Here is a 20,823-nt window from a genome sequence, read left to right as displayed (position 1 = left end):
GTCAAGGACCTCGACGCCGTGATGCTGCTGGTCGAGGACGACGCGGGTGACGCAATGCTCGTCGAGGAAATGCTGATCGACAGTGATCTGGATTTCCCTTTGACCTGGTGCAAGTCGCTGGCGGAGGCCCAGCGGTTCCTCAGTACCTGCCGCACCCCGGTGTGTGTCCTGCTGGATCTGCACCTGCCGGATGTGCAGGGCCTGGAGGCGGTCACCGGCCTCGTGCGGGCGGCCGCGGACGTGGCCATCGTCGTACTCACCGGTCTGGCGGAGGCCGACGCGGGGCTGGCCGCCGTCGCCACCGGCGCACAGGACTATCTCGTCAAGGGCAGGCTCGACCCGGAGTCCCTGGGCCGGGCGATCCGTTACGCCCTGCAGCGCAAGCAGGTCGAGCAGTCGGCTGCCGCGCTGCAGGCCAACCGGCTGATGGCGGAGGAGAACGCCCGCCTGGAGCGCGGCCTCCTGCCGGTGCCCCTGTTGCGCGGGCCGGACTTCGAGGTGGTCGCACGGTACACACCGGGCCGGGCGCACGGACTGCTGAGCGGCGACTTCTACGACGTGGTGCAGACCGCCGACCGGACCGTACACGTGGTGATCGGCGACGTGTCGGGGCACGGGGCCGCCGAGGCGGCGCTGGGCGTCTGTCTGCGGGTCGCCTGGCGCACCGCTGTGCTGTGCGCGATGGACCACCTGGAGCAGATACGGCTCCTGGAGGAGATACTGGTCGCCGAACGGTCCGATCCCCGTATCTTCGCCACCGTCACCTCGCTGGTCTTCCCGCCGGACGGCCGCCGGGTGCGGGTCACCCGGGCCGGCCACCCCGGCTTCCTGGTGCGCCAGGGCACGGCAGTGAGCTGGGACGAACCGGCCGGCGGGATGGCCCTGGGCCTGCTGCCCGGCGCGGCCCGGTGGAACGAGACGGAGATGGCCCTGCCTCCCGGCGGCCACGTGGTGCTCTTCACCGACGGGCTGTTCGAGGGCCGTACCGGGCCCGCGTCCCGGCTGGGCGAAACCGGACTGCTGCAACTGGCCCTGCGACACGGGGCCCTGGCGGCCGACGGTTTCGTCGACGCCCTGGTCCGGGAAGCGACCGAGGGAGCCGCGCCGTACGGAGGACTCGCGGACGACGTGGCGGTACTGCACCTGGGGTGGGGAACGACGCGCCATGGCTGACGACGGAACCCGCGGGGGACGGGGGGAGGTGCGGGGCTTCCGGTCCCGGCTTTCGGTGCAGAACTGGGTCCATCTGATCCTCGCCGGTTTCGTGGTCGTGGCCTGCCTGTGCACCGCGGTCGGCGGGGTCTTCCTGTCCCGCACCAACGACCGGACGACCGATCTGGTCGACCACGTCCAGCCGGCCCGCGCTGCCGCCTTCCAGCTGCAGAAGTCCCTCCTCGACCAGGAGACCGGGGTCCGCGGCTACGCGCTCAGCGGTGACCGCTCGTTCCTCGATCCGTATGAACAGGGCAAGCGGGACGAGCAGCGGTATCTGGCCGTGGTCGGCGGGTTTCTGGCCGCCCCCGGCGAGCCGTACGCGCAGGATCTGGACCTGATCCGGCACGCCGGGCAGACCTGGCGGCGGGAGCAGGCGGAACCGCTGATCGCTGACGTACGGTCGGCGGGAGCCGGTGCCGGCTCCACCGCCCTGGTCCAGCGCAGCAAAGCCGCTTTCGACGCCGTGCGGGCCGCCCTCGCGCTCCAGCAGAAGCACATCGAGACCGCCCGGACGCGGGCCCGTCAGCAGCTCGCCGACGCACGCCGCACCCAGGACCGGGCCCTGCTGACGCTGATCGCCGCCTTCGCCGTGATGGTTCTGGTGCTGGGTGTGCTGCTGCACCGGATCGTGGGCCGGCCGCTTCGTCTGCTGCGCACCTCGTCGGACGCGGTGCGCGGCGGAACCTTCGACCGGCGGGTCGCGGTCCCGGGGCCGGACGATGTGCGGGCCGTCGGAGCGGCCGTGGAGGACATGCGCATGCGACTGGTGGACGAACTCGCCGAGGCACGGGAGCGTGAGGCGCTGCTGGCCGAGCAGGCGGACGAACTGCGGCGGTCCAATGCGGAGCTGGAGCAGTTCGCCTATGTCGCCTCGCACGATCTGCAGGAACCGCTGCGCAAGGTCGCGTCGTTCTGCCAACTGCTCGACAAACGCTACGGCGAGGAACTGGACGCCCGGGGAAAGCAGTACATCGACTTCGCGGTGGACGGTGCGAAGCGGATGCAGGTCCTGATCAACGATCTGCTCACCTTCTCGCGGGTCGGCCGGGTCCTGGACAGCCGGCAACTGATACCCCTCGACGAGCCGCTGGACCGGGCACTGCTCAACCTCGCGGCGCTCGCCGAGGAGTCGGCGGCCACGGTCGTACGGGAGGATCCGTTGCCCCGGATCACCGGCGATCCGACCGGCCTGACCATGCTCTGGCAGAATCTGATCGGCAACGCCCTCAAGTTCCGCCGGTCCGACACACCGTGCCGGATCACCGTCGGCTGTGTCCGGGAAGCCGAAGAGTGGCGGCTCACGGTGTCCGACAACGGCATCGGGGTGCCGCCGGAGTTCGCCGACAAGATCTTCGTGATCTTCCAGCGTCTGCATGCCCGCGACGAGTACGAGGGGACGGGCATCGGTCTCGCCCTGTGCCGGAAGATCGTCGATTTCCACGGCGGCAGGATCTGGCTTGACACCTCGACGCCGACGGGCACCCGGATCCATTTCACCCTACCGGTCAGGAGCGAACCGTGACTGTGTCTCTCGAGTCCATCGAAATTCTGCTGGTCGAGGACGACCCCGGTGATGAGCTGATGACCCGGGAGGCGTTCGCGGACAACAAGATCCAGAACACCCTCCATGTGGTAAGGGACGGCGAGGAGGCACTCGACTTCTTCTACCGGCGCGGCGCGCACACCGAGGCGCCGCGCCCGGACCTCGTACTGCTCGACCTGAATCTCCCCAGGTACGACGGACGGCAGGTGCTGGAGCGGATCAAATCGGATCCGGACCTGTGCGACATACCCATCGTCGTCCTGACCACCTCCGCGGCCGAGGAGGACATCCTGCGCAGCTACCAGCTGCACGCCAACGCGTATGTCACCAAGCCGGTGGATCTGGAGCAGTTCCTTTCAGCGGTGCGCCAGATCGACCACTTCTTCCTCACGGTGGTGCGGCTGCCGCGGCAGGCCTGACCACCCGCTACCGGCTTTCCAGTACCAGTTCCAGTTCCTTTTCCTGGTCTCCGAAGGCCGTGCCCTTCTCCTGCACCGTGAACGTTCCCTCGAGGACTCCGCGGAGCACGTCGACGGCGTGGTAGCCGCCCTGCACGCTGGCCGTCATGGGGGCCGTGAGGGTGGTCGCCGCCGGCTCGCCCTGGGCGGCCTCCCGCACCTCGTAGGCCGCCGTCCACACGGTCGGCCGACCGCCGTCGGTCTCCGGCTGCGGTACGTCGGACGCGGCACGGTCGGAGGGGAACGCGGCCCGCAGCGCCTCGAAGACGGCCGCCGCGTCGTCGTGGGAGCGGCCGGTGAGCGCCACCTTGACCAGTGCTTCGGGGTTGTCTGTTCCGGGCATCATGCTCACTTTCCTTACCCATTCCCTTCAGGCTTCAGGACTCGTCCGGTTCGGCTCCGTGCCAGACCGTGGTGATGTTGCAGAACTCGCGGATGCCGTGGCCGGCCAGCTCGCGTCCGTAACCGGAGCGCTTGACGCCGCCGAAGGGCAGGGCGGGGTGCGAGGCCGTCATCCCGTTGACGAACACCCCGCCGGCGTCCAGATCCCTGACGAACCGGTCCACCTCCGCGTCGTCCCGGGTCCAGACGTTCGAACTCAGCCCGAAAGGAGTGTCGTTGGCGAGCTGCACCGCCTCGTCGACGCTGTCCACCCGGTACACCGTGGCCACCGGGCCGAAGGTCTCCTCGCGATGGATGCGCATCTCGGCGGTGACACCCATCAGCACGGTGGGGGCGTAGTACCAGCCGCGGTCGAGGCCCTGCGGGCGCTCGCCGCCGCAGAGCACGGTGGCTCCCCGGTGCACGGCGTCGTCCACCAGCTCCTCCAGGGTCGCGCGGCCCTGCTCGCTGGCGAGCGGGCCGACCTCGGTGGATTCGTCCATCGGGTCGCCCACCTTCAGCGCCGCCATCCGGGTGGTGAAGCGGTCCACGAAGGTGTCGTAGACGTCCGAGTGGGCGATGAAGCGCTTGGCCGCGATACAGGACTGCCCGTTGTTCTGCACCCGGGCCGTCACCGCGGTGCTGACCGCCCGCTCGATGTCCGCCGACGCCATCACGATGTACGGGTCGCTGCCGCCCAGCTCCAGCACGGTCTTCTTGACCTCGTCGCCCGCCACCGCGGCGACCGACCGGCCGGCCGGCTCGCTGCCGGTGAGCGTCGCCGCCACCACCCTGGGGTCACGCAGGATGGACTCGATCTCGCCGGAGCCCACCAGCAGGGTCTGGAAGCAGCCTTTCGGGAAGCCGGCCCGGTGGAAGAGCTCGCCCAGGTAGAGCGCGGTCTGCGGGACGTTCGACGCGTGCTTGAGCAGCCCGACGTTGCCTGCCATCAGGGCGGGGGCGGCAAACCGTACGACCTGCCAGAGCGGGAAGTTCCAGGGCATCACGGCCAGCACCACACCGAGGGGCCGGTAGCGGACGTACGCACGATCGGCGCCGGAGTCCCGGGCATCGGCGTCCGAAGGGTGCTCGTCGGCCAGCAGCTCGGCGGCGTGCCGGGCGTACCAGCGCATCGCCTTCACACACTTGGCCGCTTCCGCACGGGCGGCCGCCAGCGGCTTGCCCATCTCGGTGGTCATGGTGCGCGCGATATCGTCCTGCTCCTTCTCCAGCAGGTCGGCGGCGTGGTTCAGCAATCGCGCCCGCTCATCGAAATCCGTGGCGCGGTACTGCCGGAAGGCCGCGTCGGCGGTGGCGATCCGGTGCTCGATCTCCTGGGCCTCCAGCGCGTCGAACGTCCGGAGCGTCTCGCCGTTCGCGGGGTTCACCGTGGCGATGGGCATGAGGTGTTCCTCCTAGTGCTCGCTGTCACGACCCTGCCGCGCCCGGCACCGCCTCGCAACGCGGGCCACCTTGCGGCCCGGCGTCGCGGACGCCGTGGGCGGCAGCCGCCAGCGCGGAGCAGACGTCGTCCGTTCCGGTGGCGACACAGAGCAGCTGCGCCACGGTGTCCAGCTCCCGGCGTATCGCGGGGGCGCCGTCCACCGAGTACTGCCGGGACAGGGCCTGATGGCGCTCGACGAGGTTCCGCAGGATGACGGGGTGGGCGAGCGGCACGGTGATCTCCTCGGATGAACGGACGGGCGGGGTCGATCTTCGGGTGCCCTGGGGCCGCCCTTTCATGCGGAGTGCGGCCCCGCCCGGACGACCGCGCGGCGGCACGGCCTGAATCAGCCGGGTTGTTCGCCGCCGCTGCCGCGCTGATTCATCCGGACGTCACGCCCCCTTCCCTTTCCCCCGCTCCTCTGGAAACACTCAGCTGGCCCCTGCCCGCACACCGCGAGAGGTCCCCACCCCTATGCCTCAGCTCAACCGGCGCCGCTTCCTCCAGATCGCAGGCGCTACCGCGGGCCTTTCGGCCCTGTCGGACAGCATCGCCCGCGCCGCCGCCATCCCCGCCGCGCGCCGCTCGGGCACCATCGACGACATCCAGCACATCGTCGTCCTGATGCAGGAAAACCGTTCCTTCGACCACTACTTCGGCTCCATGAAGGGCGTACGCGGCTTCGGTGATCCGCGTCCCGTGACGCCGGTCGGCGGTAAGCCGGTCTGGTATCAGTCGGACGGCAGCAAGGACGTGCTGCCCTACCACCCGGACGCCGAGGACCTCGGCATGCAGTTCATCGCCGGCCTCGACCACGACTGGGCGGGCGGGCACCGGGCCTGGAACCAGGGCAAGTACGACCAGTGGATTCCCGCCAAGTCGGCGGGCACCATGGCGCATCTGACCCGCCAGGACATTCCGTTCCATTACGCGCTCGCCGACGCGTTCACCGTCTGCGACGCCTACCACTGTTCGTTCATGGGGGCCACCGACCCCAATCGTTACTACTTGTGGTCCGGTCATGTGGGCAACGACGGCAAGGGCGGCGGCCCGGTCCTCGGCAACGCCGAGGCGGGGTACGACTGGACGACCTACCCCGAGCGTCTGGAACAGGCCGGGGTGTCCTGGAAGATCTATCAGGACACCGGCGACGGCCTGGACGCGGCGGGGTCCTGGGGCTGGATCGACGACGCCTACCGGGGCAACTACGGCGACAACTCGCTGCTCTACTTCAACAAGTACCGCAACGCGAAACCGGGCGACCCGCTCTACGACAAGGCCCGCACCGGCACCGACGCGAAGAGCGGCGACGGCTACTTCGACCTCCTCAAGGCGGACGTGCGGGCGGGCACGCTCCCGCAGGTCTCCTGGATCGCCGCCCCCGAGGCGTTTTCCGAACACCCCAACTGGCCCGCGAACTACGGCGCCTGGTACATCTCGCAGGTGCTGGACGCGCTCACCTCCAACCCCGAGGTGTGGAGCCGAACGGCGCTTTTCCTCACCTACGACGAGAACGACGGCTACTTCGACCACGCCGTGCCGCCGTTCCCCCCGGCCTCGGCCGACCGCGGTGCCTCCACCGTGGACACCTCACTGGACTACTTCCCCGGTGACCTCGCCTACGCGGCCGGCCCCTACGGCCTCGGCCAGCGTGTGCCGATGGTCGTCGTGTCGCCCTGGAGCACCGGTGGCTACGTCGACTCGGAACTCTTCGACCACACCTCCGTCCTGCGGTTCATGGAGCGCCGCTTCGGCGTGCACGAGCCCAACATCTCGCCCTGGCGGCGCGCCATCTGCGGCGACCTCACCTCGGCGTTCGACTTCGCGCTGAAGGACACCGGGCGGGTACCGCTCCCCGACACCGACGGCTACCGGCCGCCGGACAACAAGCGGCACGACAGCTACGTGCCGAAGGCGCCGGACCGTCCCGCCCTGCCGAAGCAGGAGGCAGGGGCCAGGCCGACCAGGCCGCTGCAGTACGCCCCGCTGGTGGACGGCGCGGCCACACCCGCGACCGGCCGGTTCACGCTCACCTTCAGCGGGGGCGCGGCTGCCGGGGCATGCTTCACCGTCACCTCCGCGAACCGTACGGACGGGCCCTGGACCTACACCACCGAGGCCGGCAAGAAGATCTCCGACACCTGGAACGCGGCCTATTCGAAGGGTGCGTACGACCTCTCGGTGTTCGGGCCCAACGGCTTTCTGCGTACCTTCCAGGGCCCCGGCTCCACCGCGGGTCCCGAGGTCACCGCCCGCCATGATCCGGCAGGTGGCGGCGGCATCGAGCTGACCATGACGAACGCGGGCAGCGCCGACTGCCATCTGACGGTGACCAACGCGTACGGCGGAGCGGGCGAGACCTTCACGGTGCGCGCGGGTCACCGCGTGGTGCACCGGCTGGGACTGCGCTCCACCCGGCGCTGGTACGACCTGACGGTGGTGTCCGACACGGACCGCACGTTCCTGCGCCGGTTCGCCGGGCATGTGGAGAACGGCACGCCCGGGGTGAGCGACCCGGCGATCATCACCGGCTGACCGGGGCGGGGCCCGGCACCGCTTCCGTTCACACCCACGGTGGTGCCGGGCTCAGCCGGCCCGGTCGGGTACCACGCCGCCAGGCGCCGCGCCGTCCTCGACAGCGACAGCGTCGTCCGGCGCCGGAGCCCGGATGCCCAGGGGCACCTGCGGGCCCGCGCACTCGGTCAGCCAGCGCCGCAGCACGGTGTGCACCTGCTCGGCGCCGATCAGTTCTCCGCCGTCCTCCACCGGCGCGGAGAAGTCGCGTGGCGAGAGCAGGAAGGGGTGCGACTGCTCGCCGCCGAGACCGCCATGCGAGCCGATCTGTCCTTCGAAGGCGTGCACTTCGCCGCTGTCCGGCTCGTACATCGAGTTGACCATGATGTCCGCGACGTGCGGGAAGGTGTCGGTACGCCGCACCGCGTCGGCGGCGCCCGGGCCGAAGTGGGCGAGCGGGCCCTCGCCGTCGACGAGCTCCGCCACAGGCACCTCGACGCCGCCCGCGCCGAGCACCACCGCGCCGTGCGCCTCGCTGCCGACGAGAAGGAACCCGATGCCCGGATGGTTGGCCAGGGTGGGCAGCAGCGCCGGGCGGCGGCGGTCCAGTTCCTCGCGCGTCATGCGTCCCGGCGTGTCCGGGAAGGAGATCAGCCCCAGATTGCCGGAGGCCAGTACGACCGGATCCGAGTCCGGATCCGGCAGCGTTTCCGCACCGGCCTGCGCCGGCCGGCGCAGCACGACGCGCACGGCGTCCCGCGCCTCGGCGCCGCTCCTTGTGCGGCGGGCCCGGGCGGGCACCGGCAGGCCGCAGCCGGCCCGCACCAGCTCCTTCAGCGTCAGCCCGTACCTGCTGTCGAAGGGCCGGCCGGGGCTCTGGCCATGGTCGGAGAGGAGCACGATCCGGTACGGGCGGGGTGCGTGCTCGGCGACCTTCGCGATCAGGGCCAGGGAGCGATCCAGGCGTTCGAGCACCTTGGCCGCGTCCCTGCTGCGCGGGCCGCTGTGATGTGCCACCTCGTCGTAGGCGACCAGGTCGGCGTAGACGGCGGTGCGCCCGGCGAACATGTCACCGATCACCGCCGTGACCACCACATCGCGCTCCACCACGGTCGCGAAGGCACGGATGAACGGGTACAGCCCGCCACGCTTGATCCGTGGCTCGTCCTTCCGGATGCGGGCGCGGGTGGACTGGCTGATCTCCCGGCCCACCTCCACGACGAACGACATCGCGGTGCGGACGGCGTTGGCGGGGTCGGAGAAGTACGCGAAGTAGCCGGCCCGGGAGCGGTTGCGCCTGCCCCGCCGGGCCGCCATGGACAGCACGAGCGCCAGCTGATCGGCGCCGCCGCTGAAGAGGTTGCCGCGGCTGGCGCCGTCCACGGTCAGCAGCCCACCGTCACCGGTGCGCTCGATGGCCCGCCGCTGCAGGACGGCCGCGGCGGCGGGCCGGTTGCAGACCACCAGGTCCCCGGTTTCCTTCTCGTACCAGCGGAAGGCGGGGATGTCGTGGTTGGAACCGTGCAGGATGCCCAGCTGACTGGCGCCGGTCTGGCTCGACCAGTCGGTCCGCCAGGCATCCAGGCGATGGGTGGCATCGAGCCATCCCGCGACGGTGGGCATCAGACCCTCGCCCATCGCCCGCACCAGGGTGGCATGACCGACCCCGTCCAGTTGCAGGAAGACGGTGCCGGGCGGAGTGCCCGGCCCGGCGGCCTCACCGCGTCTGCGTCTGCGCCGGTCCGCGAGGCGCGAGAGTCTTCGCCGGTAGGCCTCGTCGTCACGCACAGCGAGCGACGTCGAGGTGGCCGATGCGACCGCCGACATCACCGCGGCCACCACGATCGCGGTCTCCGGATTGGACTCACCGCGGCCGTCCGGGATGAGCCGCAGGGCCAGCAGCAGCAGCGAACCGTTGAGGAAGAACACCAGCAGGCCGAGGACCAGCGCGGGCACCAGCAGCAGCGCGCGCACCACCAGGGGCCACACCAGGGCGCTCAGCAGTCCGAACGCTCCGGCGCCCCAGCCGGCGGTCATCGCGACCCTGGTCGCACTGTCGCCGTTGTCGGCCTCCAGCTGGAAATCCGGCAGCAGTCCGGCGAGCACCAGCAGGGTCAGGGTGGACACCACCCACACCACCGTCATCCGGAACAGGGCGCTGCCCGCCCTGCGCCACCGCCCTGCCGTCACGCTTCTGCCACCTCACGTCCGGTGGGCCCCCTGCGGACCCGGTGGGCCAGCTTTTCACAACGCAGGAGGAGGCCCCGCGTCACTGCCGGTCTGAGCCGGGCGCATAGGCTCGTGGGGCAGCGTGGAACGACGCTGCGGGCAGCCGCAGGCACGGGCGGCGCAGGTCGGAGGTGGCGGGGTGACGGTCGAGGTGACCTGGTGGGGACATGCCACCTGCACGATTGAGGACTCCGGGGTACGGGTGCTGACCGATCCGCTCTTCGTCCGCAGGCTCGCGCATCTGCGCCGCAGGCAAGGAGCGCTGCCGCCGCGGCGGGCTGCCGATGCCCAGGTCGTCCTGGTCTCGCACCTGCACCTCGATCATCTGCACCTGTCGTCGCTGGCCCGGCTGGCACCCGGCACCCGGCTGGTCGTCCCGCGCGGAGCGACCGGTGCGGTGCCCGGTCTGCGCCGGCTCGGACTGTCCCTCACCGAGGTGGCGCCCGGCGACGAGGTGCGGGTGGCGGACCTGCGGGTACGGGCGGTGCCCGCACACCACGACGGCCGGCGGCTGCCGGTCGGACCGCAGCGCGCGCCGGCCCTCGGCTATGTCGTGATCGGTGAGGCAAGGACCTACTTCGCCGGGGACACCGGGCTCTTCGACACCATGGCCGAGGCGGTCGGCCCGGTCGATGTGGCGCTGCTGCCGGTCGGCGGCTGGGGCCCCTTCCTCGGCCACGGACATCTGGACGCGCAGCGGGCCGCCCGGGCGCTGACCCTGCTGCGGCCGCGTTCGGCGGTGCCGGTGCACTACGGCACGTACTGGCCGGTCGGCATGGACGGCGTCCGCCCGCATGAATTCCACACGCCGGGCGACGAGTTCGTACGCCAGGCGGCGCTGCTGGCACCCGAGGTGTCGGTCCACCGGCTGACCCACGGTGAACAGGTGCGGCCCGAGGTGGCCAGGTGATCAGTGAACTCGTGCGTCAGCTGCCCACCGAGTCCACTCAGCAGGCCGTGGGCTACCCCACATTGTTCCTGCTGGTGGTGCTCGGGTCACTGATACCCGTGGTGCCGACCGGGGCGCTGGTCAGTACGGCGGCGGTGGTCGCCTTCCATCAGAGCGACCCGTTCTCGCTGCTCTTCGTGTTCGCCGTGGCGTCCTGCGCGGCATTTCTCGGGGACATAGCGCTGTACTGGCTCGGCCGGCGCGGGGTGCATTCGAAGAACGGGTCGCGCTGGCTGGAGGCGCTCCGGAAGCGGGTGCCGCACGCGCGGCTCGTCCAGACCACGGAGAAGCTCGAGCAGCACAGCAAATCGGTGCTGGTGCTCTCCCGGCTGATCCCCGCCGGGCGGATTCCGGTGATGCTGGCGTGCCTGCTCGGCGGGATGCCGCTGCGGATGTTCGCCCGCGGGGACGTACCGGCCTGTCTCGCCTGGGCCGCGGCCTACCAGCTGATCGGGATTCTCGGCGGCTCGCTCTTCAACGAGCCGTGGAAGGGCGTCCTGGTGGCGGTCGCACTGACGCTGCTGGTGAGCGGCGCACCGGCGGCGTGGCGCAGGGTCAGGGCTGGTTCCTGAGTCCGCTCCGTCATCGGCGGTCTCCGGCCGGGTGGCGGTGCGAACGTCATCGCAGCCGGTCCAGGGCCGTCGCGAAGGCGGTCAACGCCCGGGCCACGTGCGGCAGTTCCAGTGGTTCCGCCGAGGTGAGGGACTTCAGACGCTGCCGACGGGTCGCACCGAGGAACGGACCGGTGGAGAACCGCACCCTCAGCGCGTCCAGGTCGTCACCGAAGCGATGGCCGCCCGGGGTGGGAACGCCGAAGCGTTCGCCCAGGAAGTTCTCCAGTTCCAGCGCGTCGGTGACCCCCTGGGCCTCGAGGCCGGGGCGCAACGGCCCCAGGTCGGCGTAGAAGTAGCGGCCGGCGGCCGGCGGCCGGGCGAGCGCGCCGGCGGCCAGCACCGCGCGGTGGGCGGCGGCGGCCACGCGGCCGTATGCCGCCGCGGCCTGCCGGGCCCGCTCCCGCACCGCCCGTGGCTCGCCGAGGGCGTGGGCGGCCGCCGCGGCGACCGGCCCCGCCACCACCGCGCCGACCGCGGTGAGGACGTCCAGTGCCCTGGCCCGGCGGGCCGCGCCGTCAGCGGTGTCCGGGAACCGGGCGACGGCGACCGGCCAGGCGGTCGGGGTGAGCGAGCCCGCCAGGTCGACGGTCACGGTGACCCGGTCCGGGCGCATTTCGGCGGGGCTGAGGAGCACGGTCTCCCCCGGCCGGTGGAGGGTACCGTTCCAGGTCTCGTCGCTGATGAGATACAGGCCCTCGGAGACGGCGGCCTCGCAGGCCTCGTGGGTCACCTCGGGCGGGGCGACGGTCCCCGTCGGGTCGTCGGCGACGGAGAGCAGCAGCAGCCGTGGCGTGCCGCCTTCGGTCCGCACTCTGCGTACGGTCTCCAGCAGCGCGTACGAATCGGGGACACCCCCGCACTCGGCCGGGATCGGCACGGGGTAGGCGCGCCGCCCCAACAGCCGGGCCTGCGGGCTCCACCAGGCAGGGCACGGGCGTGGCACCAGCAGATCACCGCCCTCGGCGGCGAGCAGTGCGAGGAGCAACGACTGCACACCGTCCGCCGCGACCACATGGTCGGGTCCGCAGCGCAGCCCGCGCCGGCTCCAGTAGCCGGCAGCCGCTTCGCGCAGCGCCCGTCCACCGCCGGGTGGCTCCGGCCCGGTACGGGACACCGCTGCGCCGAAGACGGCGGCCAGTTCGGGCAGCACCGGGAGTCCCGGGCCGGGAGCGGGCGGACCGTAGCGGACGGGGCCTCGGCTTTCCGGAACCGTCCGCTGCATACCGCCACCTCCGTCGGCCTCCGGGCACCACGCCTCGTCCCCGAACCCTCCCCCGCAACCTTTATACGTAGGTTTGCCGGCCCGGGCGACCGGGCCCGCGTTCTGCTCATCCGACGCCCCGCAGGGCGGACACCCTGTGCTCGCGCGCCGGGGCCGGACGGGCCTGCCCGAGCGTCTGCCGCGCGTGAACGACGGGCTCCCGGAGCGCCTGGTTCCGCAGCCGGTCGCAGCTGCGGGCGATCAGCCGGGAGACGTGCATCTGCGAGATCCCGAGGTTCTCCGCGATGCTGCGCTGCGTCATGTCCCGGAAGAACCGCATGTAGAGGATCTCCTTCTCCCGCTCCGGCAGACTGCTCAGTCCCGGGCGCACCGCCTCCCGTTCGATGACGGTCTCCAGTGCGCCGTCCGGCCGGCCGAGGGAATCACTCAGCGAGTAGCCGTCCCCGGAGCCCGGGAGCACGGCGTCCAGGGAGAGTGCGGAGAAACTGTCCAGTGCTTCGAGACCGGCGGCGGTCTCCTCTTCGGTCAGGGCCGCCTGCGCCGCGATCTCCGCAAGGGTGGGCGGATGTCCGCTCACTGTCTGTTCCAGTTGCCGTTTCGCGGTGCGGACCCGGTTGCGCAGGTCCTGAACGCGGCGCGGCACGTGGAGGGTCCACATGTGGTCTCGGAAGTGGCGCTTGATCTCACCTGTGATGGTGGGCACGGCGAAGCTCTCGAAGGCCGCGCCATGGTGCGGGTCGTAGCGGTCGACAGCCTTCACCAGACCCAGTGCGGCCACCTGCTTGAGGTCCTCGAGGGCCTCGCCGCGGTTGCGGAAACGAAGGGCGATCCGGTGAGCCATCGGCAGCCATTGGCCGATGATCTCCTGCCGCAGCGCTTCGCGCTGCGGTCCTTCCTCCATGACCGCGAGGGACAGGAAGGCTTCGGCGGTGTCGGGTGCGTCGTCGTGCGGATGCCGACGGTTTGCTGCCTGGAGGGTGCGCATCGGTTATCAGACTCCCGGAACGGTGTGGTCGGTGCGTTCACCGCGGGGAGTCGTCCGGTCTCCGGCCTGCCACGCCCGGAGCGCGCACGCCGCCCCACGGACGTGCCTCCGGTCCGAAGCACAGCATTCGCCTGCCCCCGGCTCGAGGGCACAAACTGCGCGCATCACACGTCAGTGACTCCGCGGGGCCGGAATCTTCTCCTCACGGGTCATCATGAAATCCTCATACCGACCGAGCGCGAGTACGACACCCAACATGAACACCGGAATGCAGACGGCTATGACGGCCATCGGCCCGTCCCTTCCTTGCCGGATTCCCGCCTCACGGGTCACCCGTACGAGTCCGGGCAAACACCCACGTTTGTGTCACGGCGTCGCCGGGGCCGCACGCGAGGCATCGAGGCATGACCGCCGGGCACCGGGGGTACTCCGGATGAGGCCGTTTTCGTGCACCGCGGTCCCGGCCTTCCGGCGCGGAGACGAGGTGGGCAGCGATGACAGAGTTGGTGCGGGACGCCATGACGGCGGGTGTCGCAGCCGTACGGCCCGACGCCTCTCTCGTGGAGGCAGCCCGGCTGATGCGGGTTCAGGACATCGGGAGTGTGCTGGTCGCGGAGGGCGACCGGCTGGTCGGAGTACTCACCGACCGGGACCTGGCGGTGCGCGCGACCGCCGACGGTGCTGACCCACTGACGGTCAGCGCCGAGGCCATCTGCTCACCGGCGCCGGTGTGCGTCGGACCTGACGACGCGGCGGCGACGGCGGTGTCCTTGATGCGCCGGCACGCGATCCGGCGGCTTCCGGTGATCGAGGACGGCAGACCGCTCGGAGTGGTGACGCTGGGGGACCTCGCGCGGCTCCGGGACCCGGAATCCGCGCTGGCGGACATCAGCCGGGCCGCGCCGGACACCTGGCCGGACGTGCCCGGTCTCCCCGACGTCTAGTTCGGCGTTCCGTGTCGCGCGGTTGACCGGCCGAGGTAGGTCACCGGACCGGGATCCGGGACGGGGATCTCGTGGAATCCGAGGCGGTCGTAGAAGGCTTGGCCGGTGTGTTGCTGGTGACCATGCACAGGTGGACGCCGGGGACGCCCCGGTCGTGCAGCGTCGCGAGGAAGGTTTCCATCAGCGCCCGCCCGTGGCCGGACCGCTGGTGGGTGGGGAGCAGATCGATGTGCAGGTGTGCCGGGTATACCGCCAGTTCCGGCAGGAGCATCCGTTCCGGACGGTGCATCAGGTCGATCATCGCCTCGCTCGGCGTGCCGGGCGGCTGGGCGGGGGCCGGGTAGCGCGCCGCCGGCCCGGGAAGCCACTCGGTGCGGAAGCGGCGGACGAAGGCCGGCGTGTCGGTCGTGCCGAGCACATAACCGACGGCACGGCCGCCGTCGTCGATCACGAAGGCCAGTTCCGGCTCGAGGACGACGTAGGGCGCCGCGAAAATGTTCGGCATCAGCTCCAGGTCGGGGTAGAGCAGGCGGGAGTCCCCGCCGTTGTGCGCGGTGCGCACACATATGTCGAAGAGCGCGTCCCGATCCCCGGGCCGGTAGAAGCTGTTGCTCAATCCCTGCTGGATCAGCTGGCGGCGTCCGGTGCGTGCGCTCGCAAGGCGGCGGGATGCCCTCAATGGGGGTCCCCCTGGCCTTTAAGGCCTTGGGGGAGGAGCTATTAGGGTATTTCGCCAGCGCGGCGAGCGTGCGTGCCGGGCGTCGCCAGCCCAGCGGGGGTTGAGCAACAGCTTCCAAGGGCGAAGTGTCGCTGTCGACGTCATCTCAGCGATGATTCAGGTTTGGGAGCGCTCCCGCGAGCGCCGGAGGCATGGCCGGGGACGCACGGGTAAGACGACACCCGTCATCGGTGCCGGAACCCATCGCCACCCATCGCCGTCCGGGGATGGGAGGCTTGGCCGGGCCGTGCACCGTCCGTCGAGAGGTTGGTTCTCCCATGTCATCCGCTGTTCCCCCCGCCGGTCCAGGACGGTACGGGCGGCTGGCCGACTGGCTCGGCAATCAGGACCGGGCCCTGTTCCACACCGCGGCCACCCGACGATGGCCCGGCGCGCGCCCCGTGCTGCCGCGGCTGAGCCGCAGCGCCAACCACGGTTTGTTGTGGTTCGGCGCCGCCGCGGGGATCGCCACGCTGGGCGGCTCGACCCGCGCCCGGCGGGCCGCACTGCGCGGGGTGGCCTCACTGGCGGTGGCGTCGGCCGTGGTGAACACGGTCGGCAAGCACTCGGTCCGCAGGACACGGCCGATACTGGACGCCGTGCCGGTGATAAGGCAGTTGAAGCGGCAGCCGCACACCACCTCCTTCCCGTCCGGGCACGCGGCCTCGGCCGCCGCCTTCGCGACGGGTGTCGCGCTGGAGTCCAGGAGCTGGGGAGCCGTGGTCGCACCGCTCGCGTTCGGTGTCGCGACCTCACGCGTGTACACCGGCGTGCATTATCCGAGCGATGTACTGATCGGGGCGGCGCTCGGTGTGGGCGCCGCCTTCGCCGTCCGGGGTCTTGTGCCGACCCGTGGGCAGCTGCCGGCGCCCGGCAGGCCGCACACCGATGCGCCGATACTCCCCGGCGGCCAGGACCTGGTCGTCGTGGTCAACAAGGCGTCCGGGTCCGCCACCGCCAAGACGTCCCTGGTGCGCGACGCACTGCCACGCGCCGAGGTCGTCGAGTGCGAGCCCGATGAGCTGATCGAGACGCTGGAGAAGGCCGCGCGGAGCGCTCGGGCGCTGGGCATCTGCGGCGGTGACGGGACGGTCAACCGGGCGGCCGCCGTGGCCGCCCGGCACGGAGTGCCGCTGGCCGTGTTCCCGGGCGGCACGCTCAATCACTTCGCGTACGACCTGGGGATCGAGGAGGTCCACGACACCTGCCGGGCGCTGGCGTCGGGCGACGCGGTCAAGGTCGACCTGGGACGCTTCGTCCCGGGTCCGGGCGGTTGCAGGAGCGAGCCGGGCTACTTCCTCAACACCTTCAGCCTGGGCGTCTATCCAGAACTCGTACGGATCCGGGAGCGCTGGTCGCCACGGATCGGTGGCTGGCCCGCCGGCGTACTGGCCGCAGTGCAGGTGCTCAGCTCCGAACAGCCGCTCAGGGCCGAGTTCCGGGGCAGGGACCGGGCGCTCTGGATGCTGTTCGCCGGCAACGGGATGTACCAGCAGATGGGCCCCACCCCCGGCCGGCGCTTCGACCTCGCGGACGGCCTGCTGGATGTACGGATCGTGCACGGAGGCCGACTGCCCGGCCTCCGGCTGCTGGCCGCGGCGCTCGCCGGGCCGCTGTCCCGCTCCCCCGTGCACGCGGCGGAACGGCTGCGCCGGGTGCGGGTGGGCGGGCTGACGCCGGGCACTCCGCTGGCGTTCGACGGCGAGATCACCGAAGCGCCGCCGGAGCTCTGGATCGACAAGGCGGACGAGGCGCTCACGGTGTACCGTCCGCTGCCGCTTTAGCCGCGTCCGTCACATCGAGATAGACCTGGTCGGCCTCCGGCCAGGCCTTCACGATGGCGGCCCTGATCCGCATGGAGACGAGCTCCAGCTTCTCGCTCTCCAGACCCGGCACCAGGTCGATCCGGGCGGCCACCAGCGTCGATTCGGTACCCAGTCGCATGGTCAGCAGCGAGGACACCACGTCGATCTCGGGCTGCGCGTTGAGCAACTCCTCGATCCGCTCCCGCAGTTCGGGGTCGGCGGCTTCGCCGATCAACTGCTCGCGCGCGTCCTTGCCCAGCCGGTACGCGACGTAGACCAGCAGCGCGCCGATGGCCAGCGAGGCCGACGCCTCCCAGACGATCTGCCCGGTGGCCATGTGCAGGCCCACCCCGCCCATGGCGAGCAGCACGCCGAGCACCGCGGTGCCGTCCTCGGCGATCACGGTACGCAGGGCCGGGTCCCGGCCGATGCCCTTACCGGGCTGGCCGCGTACCTGCAGCAGTGCCCTCAGCAGCGAACTGCCCTCGGCGATCAGAGCGAAGGCCAGCACGATGAGCCCCACGACGTAGCCGGTGGTGCTCTCCTGTGTGTTTCCGCCGCGCAGCGCCTCGACGCCCTGGAAGACGGAGAAGCACCCGCCGGTGACGAAGATGCCGACGGCGGCGAGCAGGGCCCAGAAGAAGCGCTCCTTGCCGTAGCCGAAGGGGTGCTGCCGGTCGGCGGGGCGTTTGCTGCGGCGGAGCGCGAAGAGCAGGAAGACCTCGTTGCAGCTGTCGGCGACCGAGTGCGCGGCCTCGGAGAGCAGGGCCGGAGAAGAGGCGAAGAGGCCCCCGATCATCTTGGCCGCAGCGATGACGAGGTTGGCGGCGAGCGCCACCAGCACCGTCACCCGTGTCTTCCGGTCCGATCCCTCGTCGGCCGGCTGCTCGTCGGTCGATCCCTGGTCGGCCGGCTGCTCGTCGGCCGGTGTCCTGTCGGTATGGCTCACTTCACATCACCCCGCTGAGCCGACGGCGGGCCGGCCCCAGTGTCCGGCCGCGTGCGAGGAGTCCTGCCCAGGGCTTGGACCGGGCCTGTTCCAGTACGTCGCCGACCTCGGTCAGCGACCAGCGCCGGGCCGTCAGGCCCGGCTCGTCGAGCGCCTCCCAGGTGAGCGGAGCAGCGACCGGAGCGCCGCGCCGGGGACGTACGGACCACGGCGCGACGGCGGTCTGGGCATAGGCGTTGCGCTGGACATCCAGGTAGAGCCGGTCCCCGCGTGCCTGCTTCCGTACGGCCGTGGTCAGCCGGTCCGGATGGCGGGCCGCAAGCACCTCGGCGACGTCCCTGGCGAAGCTCCGCGACTCGTCGAACGTGGTGTCGCCACTGAGCGGAACGATCACGTGCAGTCCTTTGGAACCGGTGGTCATGAGAGCCGACGGCAGGTGGACCGTGTCGAGGAGCTCCTTCAGTGCGAGCGCGGCGTCCCGTACGGCTCGGAAGTCGTCGCCCGGCGGATCGAGATCGAAGACCAGCCGGTCCGGCTGCTCCGGCCGGTCGGCGCGCGACAGCCAGCGGTGCAGCGTGAGGCAGGCCTGGTCGGCGAGGAAGACCAGGGTCGCGGTGTCGTCGCAGACGGTGTGGGTGACGGTGCCGCCCTCCTTGCCCACGGTGACCCGGCGTATCCAGTCCGGATAGTGGTCGGGGGTGTCCTTCTGCATGAAGCGAGGGCCTGTTACGCCGTCGGGGTGCCGCTCCAACATCAATGGCCGGTCCCGTAGTTGAGGCAGCATGGCGAAGGCGACCCGCCGGTAGTAGTCGGCGAGGTCGGCCTTGGTGAGGCCGCCGTCCGGCCCGTCCGGGAAGAGAACCTTCTCCGGACGGTGGATCTCGACGCTCCGGCGACCCGCGCGCACGGTGTGTGCCTTGCTCGTGGTCATGAGTCCGCAGGTACCCCCTCGCGCCGGAGGGAATCGTCAGCGGACCACTGCTTCCTCCAGCAGCAGCCGGACGGCCGCCGCCACCGTCTCGGCGTCGATGCCCGCGGCTTCCAGCTGCTCCTGCGGGGTGGCGGAGCCCGGCATGTTCGTCACTGCCAGCCGCACCAGCCGCGGCACCGGCCTGCCGTCGGCGAACGCCTCGGCGACCGCGTCCCCGATACCGCCCTCCGGATGGTGGTCCTCGACCGTCACCAGGCAGCCCGTCTGGTCCGCCGCTGTCCGCAGCGTCCCGGCATCCACCGGCTTGACCGAATACAGGTCGATGACCCGCACCGCGATGTCCTCAGTGGCGAGGATGTCCGCCGCCCGCAGGCACTCGTGCAGGGTCTGCCCGGCGCCCACCAGGGTCAGCGCGTCGTCTGACCCCGAGCGCAGCACCTTGCTGCCGCCGATCGGGAACTCCTCGTCGGGACCGTAGATGACCGGGCTCTCGCCCCGGTTGGTCCGCAGATAACGGATGCCCTGCGCATCGGCCATCGACGCGACCAGTTTCGCCGTCTGGTTGGCGTCGCTCGGGTACAGCACGGTGCTCGCGTGCACCGAGCGGAACATCGCCAGGTCCTCCAGTCCCATCTGCGACGGTCCGTCCTGTCCGATGGCCACTCCCACATGCGAGCCGACGACATTGAGGTCGGCGCCGCTGACCGCCGCCATCCGGAAGAAGTCATGTGCCCGGGTCAGGAAGGAGGCGAAGCTGCAGGCGAACGGCGTATAGCCGCGCACCTGCATACCGACCGCGGCGGCGGCCAGCTGCTGTTCGGCGATGTAGCACTCGAAATACCGACCGGGGTGTTCCTTCGCGAAGAACTCGGCGCGGGTCGAGTCGCCGACCTCCCCGTCGAGCACGACGACGTCGCCGCGCGCCGAGCCGAGTGCGGTGACCGCCTCGCCGAAGGCGTTACGGGTGGCGACCTCGTCGCCGGGCCGGTAGCGGGGCAGATCGAGACTGCTGCTGCCCGCCGGGGTGGCGGTCCGGGCCTTGTCGGGTTTCCGCACGTCGACCCGGATGCCGCGCCGACCGCCGAGCTCCTCGATGGCATCGTCCGCGTCGGGAAGCGGCTTGCCGTGCATTCCCTCCCGGTCCTCGACGGCCGCCACTCCGGACCCCTTGCGGGTGCCCGCGATGATCGCGGTCGGGCGCCCCGTGACGGCGCACACCTCCCGGTAGGCCGCGTCGACGGCCTCGATGTCGTGTCCGTCGACCTCCACCGTGTGCCAGCCGAAAGCGCGCAGCCTGCGCGCGTAGGCGTCCAGATCGCGCTGGTGGCGGGTGGGCCCGCGCTGTCCCAGCCGGTTGACGTCGACGATCAGGGTGAGATGGTCGAGCTGCTCGAACCCGGCGTGTTCGGCGGCTTCCCAGACCGAGCCCTCGGCCATCTCGCTGTCCCCGCTCAGCACCCAGACGCGATAGGGAACCCGGTCGAGGTGTTTGCCCGCCAGTGCCACGCCCACCCCGATGGGGAGCCCCTGCCCCAGCGAGCCGGTCGCCACATCCACCCACGGAAGGCGCGGCGTGGGGTGGCCCTCCAGGCGGCTGCCCTTCTTGCGGAAGGTCAGCAGTTCCTCCTCGTCGATGGCGCCCGCCGCCAGGTACATGGCGTACAGCAGGGGGGAGGCGTGGCCCTTCGACAGGATGAAGTGGTCGTTGCCCGGATCGTCCGGCTGCCCGAAGTCGTAGCGCAGATACCGGGCGAGCAGGACGGCGGCCAGGTCGGCGGCCGACATGGACGAGGTGGGGTGCCCGGACCCTGCCGCACCCGCGGCCCGTACCGCGTCGACACGGAGCTGCTTGCCCAGTTCGGTCAGTTCTGCGTTGTCGGTCAGTTCTGCGCTGACGGTCTTGCTCATGCGCTCCACCTTTC

General features: G+C 71.1%; 17 protein-coding genes and 1 pseudogene. 8 read left to right on the top strand and 10 right to left on the bottom strand.

What is annotated here, in order from left to right; translation table 11 throughout:
• Nucleotides 1-21 precede the first annotated feature (21 nt).
• The 3 genes from AB0M87_RS20810 to AB0M87_RS20800 are packed head-to-tail and all read left to right on the top strand — an operon-like array spanning nucleotide 22 to nucleotide 3,177.
• On the top strand, nucleotides 22-1,173 hold the full coding sequence (locus AB0M87_RS20810; protein ID WP_365855406.1) for a SpoIIE family protein phosphatase: 1,152 nt from the start codon (nucleotides 22-24) through the stop codon (nucleotides 1,171-1,173).
• Complete coding sequence (locus AB0M87_RS20805) at nucleotides 1,166-2,737, top strand: ATP-binding protein (protein ID WP_365854966.1); 1,572 nt, start codon at nucleotides 1,166-1,168, stop codon at nucleotides 2,735-2,737. Before AB0M87_RS20810 ends, AB0M87_RS20805 begins: the two co-directional genes overlap by 8 nt.
• On the top strand, nucleotides 2,734-3,177 hold the full coding sequence (locus AB0M87_RS20800; RefSeq protein WP_365854964.1) for a response regulator: 444 nt from the start codon (nucleotides 2,734-2,736) through the stop codon (nucleotides 3,175-3,177). The genes AB0M87_RS20805 and AB0M87_RS20800 overlap by 4 nt, the downstream gene beginning before the upstream one ends.
• 7 nt (nucleotides 3,178-3,184) lie before the next feature.
• On the opposite strand, the gene AB0M87_RS20795 is transcribed toward AB0M87_RS20800, so the two are convergent.
• Genes AB0M87_RS20795 through AB0M87_RS20785 form a run of 3 tightly spaced genes read right to left on the bottom strand, consistent with a single transcriptional unit; the run spans nucleotide 3,185 to nucleotide 5,274 of the window.
• On the bottom strand, nucleotides 3,185-3,562 hold the full coding sequence (locus AB0M87_RS20795; RefSeq protein ID WP_365854962.1) for a hypothetical protein: 378 nt from the start codon (nucleotides 3,560-3,562) through the stop codon (nucleotides 3,185-3,187).
• Nucleotides 3,563-3,593: 31 nt separating this feature from the next.
• On the bottom strand, nucleotides 3,594-5,000 hold the full coding sequence (locus tag AB0M87_RS20790; RefSeq protein WP_365854960.1) for an NADP-dependent succinic semialdehyde dehydrogenase: 1,407 nt from the start codon (nucleotides 4,998-5,000) through the stop codon (nucleotides 3,594-3,596).
• Between the two features lie 25 nt (nucleotides 5,001-5,025).
• Nucleotides 5,026-5,274, bottom strand: coding sequence for a DUF5133 domain-containing protein (locus AB0M87_RS20785; RefSeq protein ID WP_365854958.1), 249 nt, complete (start codon nucleotides 5,272-5,274; stop codon nucleotides 5,026-5,028).
• A 241-nt stretch (nucleotides 5,275-5,515) separates the two neighbouring features.
• Here AB0M87_RS20785 and AB0M87_RS20780 point away from each other — a divergent pair, with 241 nt between their 5' ends.
• Entirely contained in the window at nucleotides 5,516-7,576 is a 2,061-nt protein-coding gene (locus tag AB0M87_RS20780; protein ID WP_365854956.1) for a phosphocholine-specific phospholipase C, read from the top strand.
• A 51-nt stretch (nucleotides 7,577-7,627) separates the two neighbouring features.
• On the opposite strand, the gene AB0M87_RS20775 is transcribed toward AB0M87_RS20780, so the two are convergent.
• A complete protein-coding gene (locus tag AB0M87_RS20775) occupies nucleotides 7,628-9,745 on the bottom strand; it encodes a phage holin family protein (protein WP_365854954.1) in 2,118 nt (705 codons plus the stop codon).
• A 178-nt stretch (nucleotides 9,746-9,923) separates the two neighbouring features.
• Here AB0M87_RS20775 and AB0M87_RS20770 point away from each other — a divergent pair, with 178 nt between their 5' ends.
• Both AB0M87_RS20770 and AB0M87_RS20765 read left to right on the top strand, forming a co-directional pair.
• A complete protein-coding gene (locus AB0M87_RS20770) occupies nucleotides 9,924-10,694 on the top strand; it encodes an MBL fold metallo-hydrolase (protein WP_365854952.1) in 771 nt (256 codons plus the stop codon).
• The gene (locus AB0M87_RS20765; RefSeq protein WP_365854950.1) at nucleotides 10,691-11,305 is read left to right on the top strand and encodes a VTT domain-containing protein; all 615 of its coding nucleotides are present in this window, start codon (nucleotides 10,691-10,693) and stop codon (nucleotides 11,303-11,305) included. The genes AB0M87_RS20770 and AB0M87_RS20765 overlap by 4 nt, the downstream gene beginning before the upstream one ends.
• 46 nt (nucleotides 11,306-11,351) lie before the next feature.
• Here AB0M87_RS20765 and AB0M87_RS20760 read toward each other — a convergent pair whose 3' ends face one another.
• Together AB0M87_RS20760 and AB0M87_RS20755 are read right to left on the bottom strand one after the other, a co-directional pair.
• Entirely contained in the window at nucleotides 11,352-12,569 is a 1,218-nt protein-coding gene (locus AB0M87_RS20760) for an aminotransferase class I/II-fold pyridoxal phosphate-dependent enzyme (RefSeq protein WP_365854948.1), read from the bottom strand.
• A gap of 106 nt (nucleotides 12,570-12,675) precedes the next feature.
• Nucleotides 12,676-13,554 carry a SigB/SigF/SigG family RNA polymerase sigma factor gene (locus tag AB0M87_RS20755; protein ID WP_365854946.1) on the bottom strand — a complete coding sequence of 293 codons (879 nt, stop codon included), beginning with the start codon at nucleotides 13,552-13,554 and terminating at the stop codon, nucleotides 12,676-12,678.
• Nucleotides 13,555-14,048: 494 nt separating this feature from the next.
• Between AB0M87_RS20755 and AB0M87_RS20750 the strand changes: the two genes are divergently transcribed.
• On the top strand, nucleotides 14,049-14,498 hold the full coding sequence (locus tag AB0M87_RS20750; protein ID WP_365854944.1) for a CBS domain-containing protein: 450 nt from the start codon (nucleotides 14,049-14,051) through the stop codon (nucleotides 14,496-14,498).
• Here the strand turns inward: AB0M87_RS20750 and AB0M87_RS20745 are convergent.
• Nucleotides 14,495-15,126 (bottom strand): annotated as a pseudogene (locus tag AB0M87_RS20745) (GNAT family N-acetyltransferase). The gene AB0M87_RS20750 and the pseudogene AB0M87_RS20745 overlap by 4 nt on opposite strands.
• Before the next feature lie 368 nt (nucleotides 15,127-15,494).
• On the opposite strand from AB0M87_RS20745, the gene AB0M87_RS20740 reads away from it, so the two are divergent.
• Nucleotides 15,495-17,000 (top strand): phosphatase PAP2 family protein, encoded by a 1,506-nt coding sequence (locus tag AB0M87_RS20740; RefSeq protein WP_365854942.1) that lies wholly within the window; start codon nucleotides 15,495-15,497, stop codon nucleotides 16,998-17,000.
• Here the strand turns inward: AB0M87_RS20740 and AB0M87_RS20735 are convergent.
• From AB0M87_RS20735 to AB0M87_RS20725, 3 genes are read right to left on the bottom strand one after another with little or no spacing between them, the layout of a single operon-like run.
• Nucleotides 16,972-17,970, bottom strand: a complete 999-nt coding sequence (locus tag AB0M87_RS20735; protein WP_365854940.1) for a cation diffusion facilitator family transporter — start codon at nucleotides 17,968-17,970, stop codon at nucleotides 16,972-16,974. The two genes, AB0M87_RS20740 and AB0M87_RS20735, sit on opposite strands and share 29 nt — an antisense overlap.
• Nucleotide 17,971: 1 nt before the next feature.
• On the bottom strand, nucleotides 17,972-18,901 hold the full coding sequence (ligD, locus tag AB0M87_RS20730; protein ID WP_365854938.1) for a non-homologous end-joining DNA ligase: 930 nt from the start codon (nucleotides 18,899-18,901) through the stop codon (nucleotides 17,972-17,974).
• Between the two features lie 36 nt (nucleotides 18,902-18,937).
• The gene (locus AB0M87_RS20725; RefSeq protein WP_365854936.1) at nucleotides 18,938-20,809 is read right to left on the bottom strand and encodes a transketolase; all 1,872 of its coding nucleotides are present in this window, start codon (nucleotides 20,807-20,809) and stop codon (nucleotides 18,938-18,940) included.
• Nucleotides 20,810-20,823: the final 14 nt, after the last annotated feature.

This window comes from Streptomyces sp. NPDC051320 (genome assembly GCF_040682175.1).
In the GTDB taxonomy this organism is placed as follows: domain Bacteria; phylum Actinomycetota; class Actinomycetes; order Streptomycetales; family Streptomycetaceae; genus Streptomyces.
This window is presented reverse-complemented; position numbering and strand designations above follow the sequence as displayed.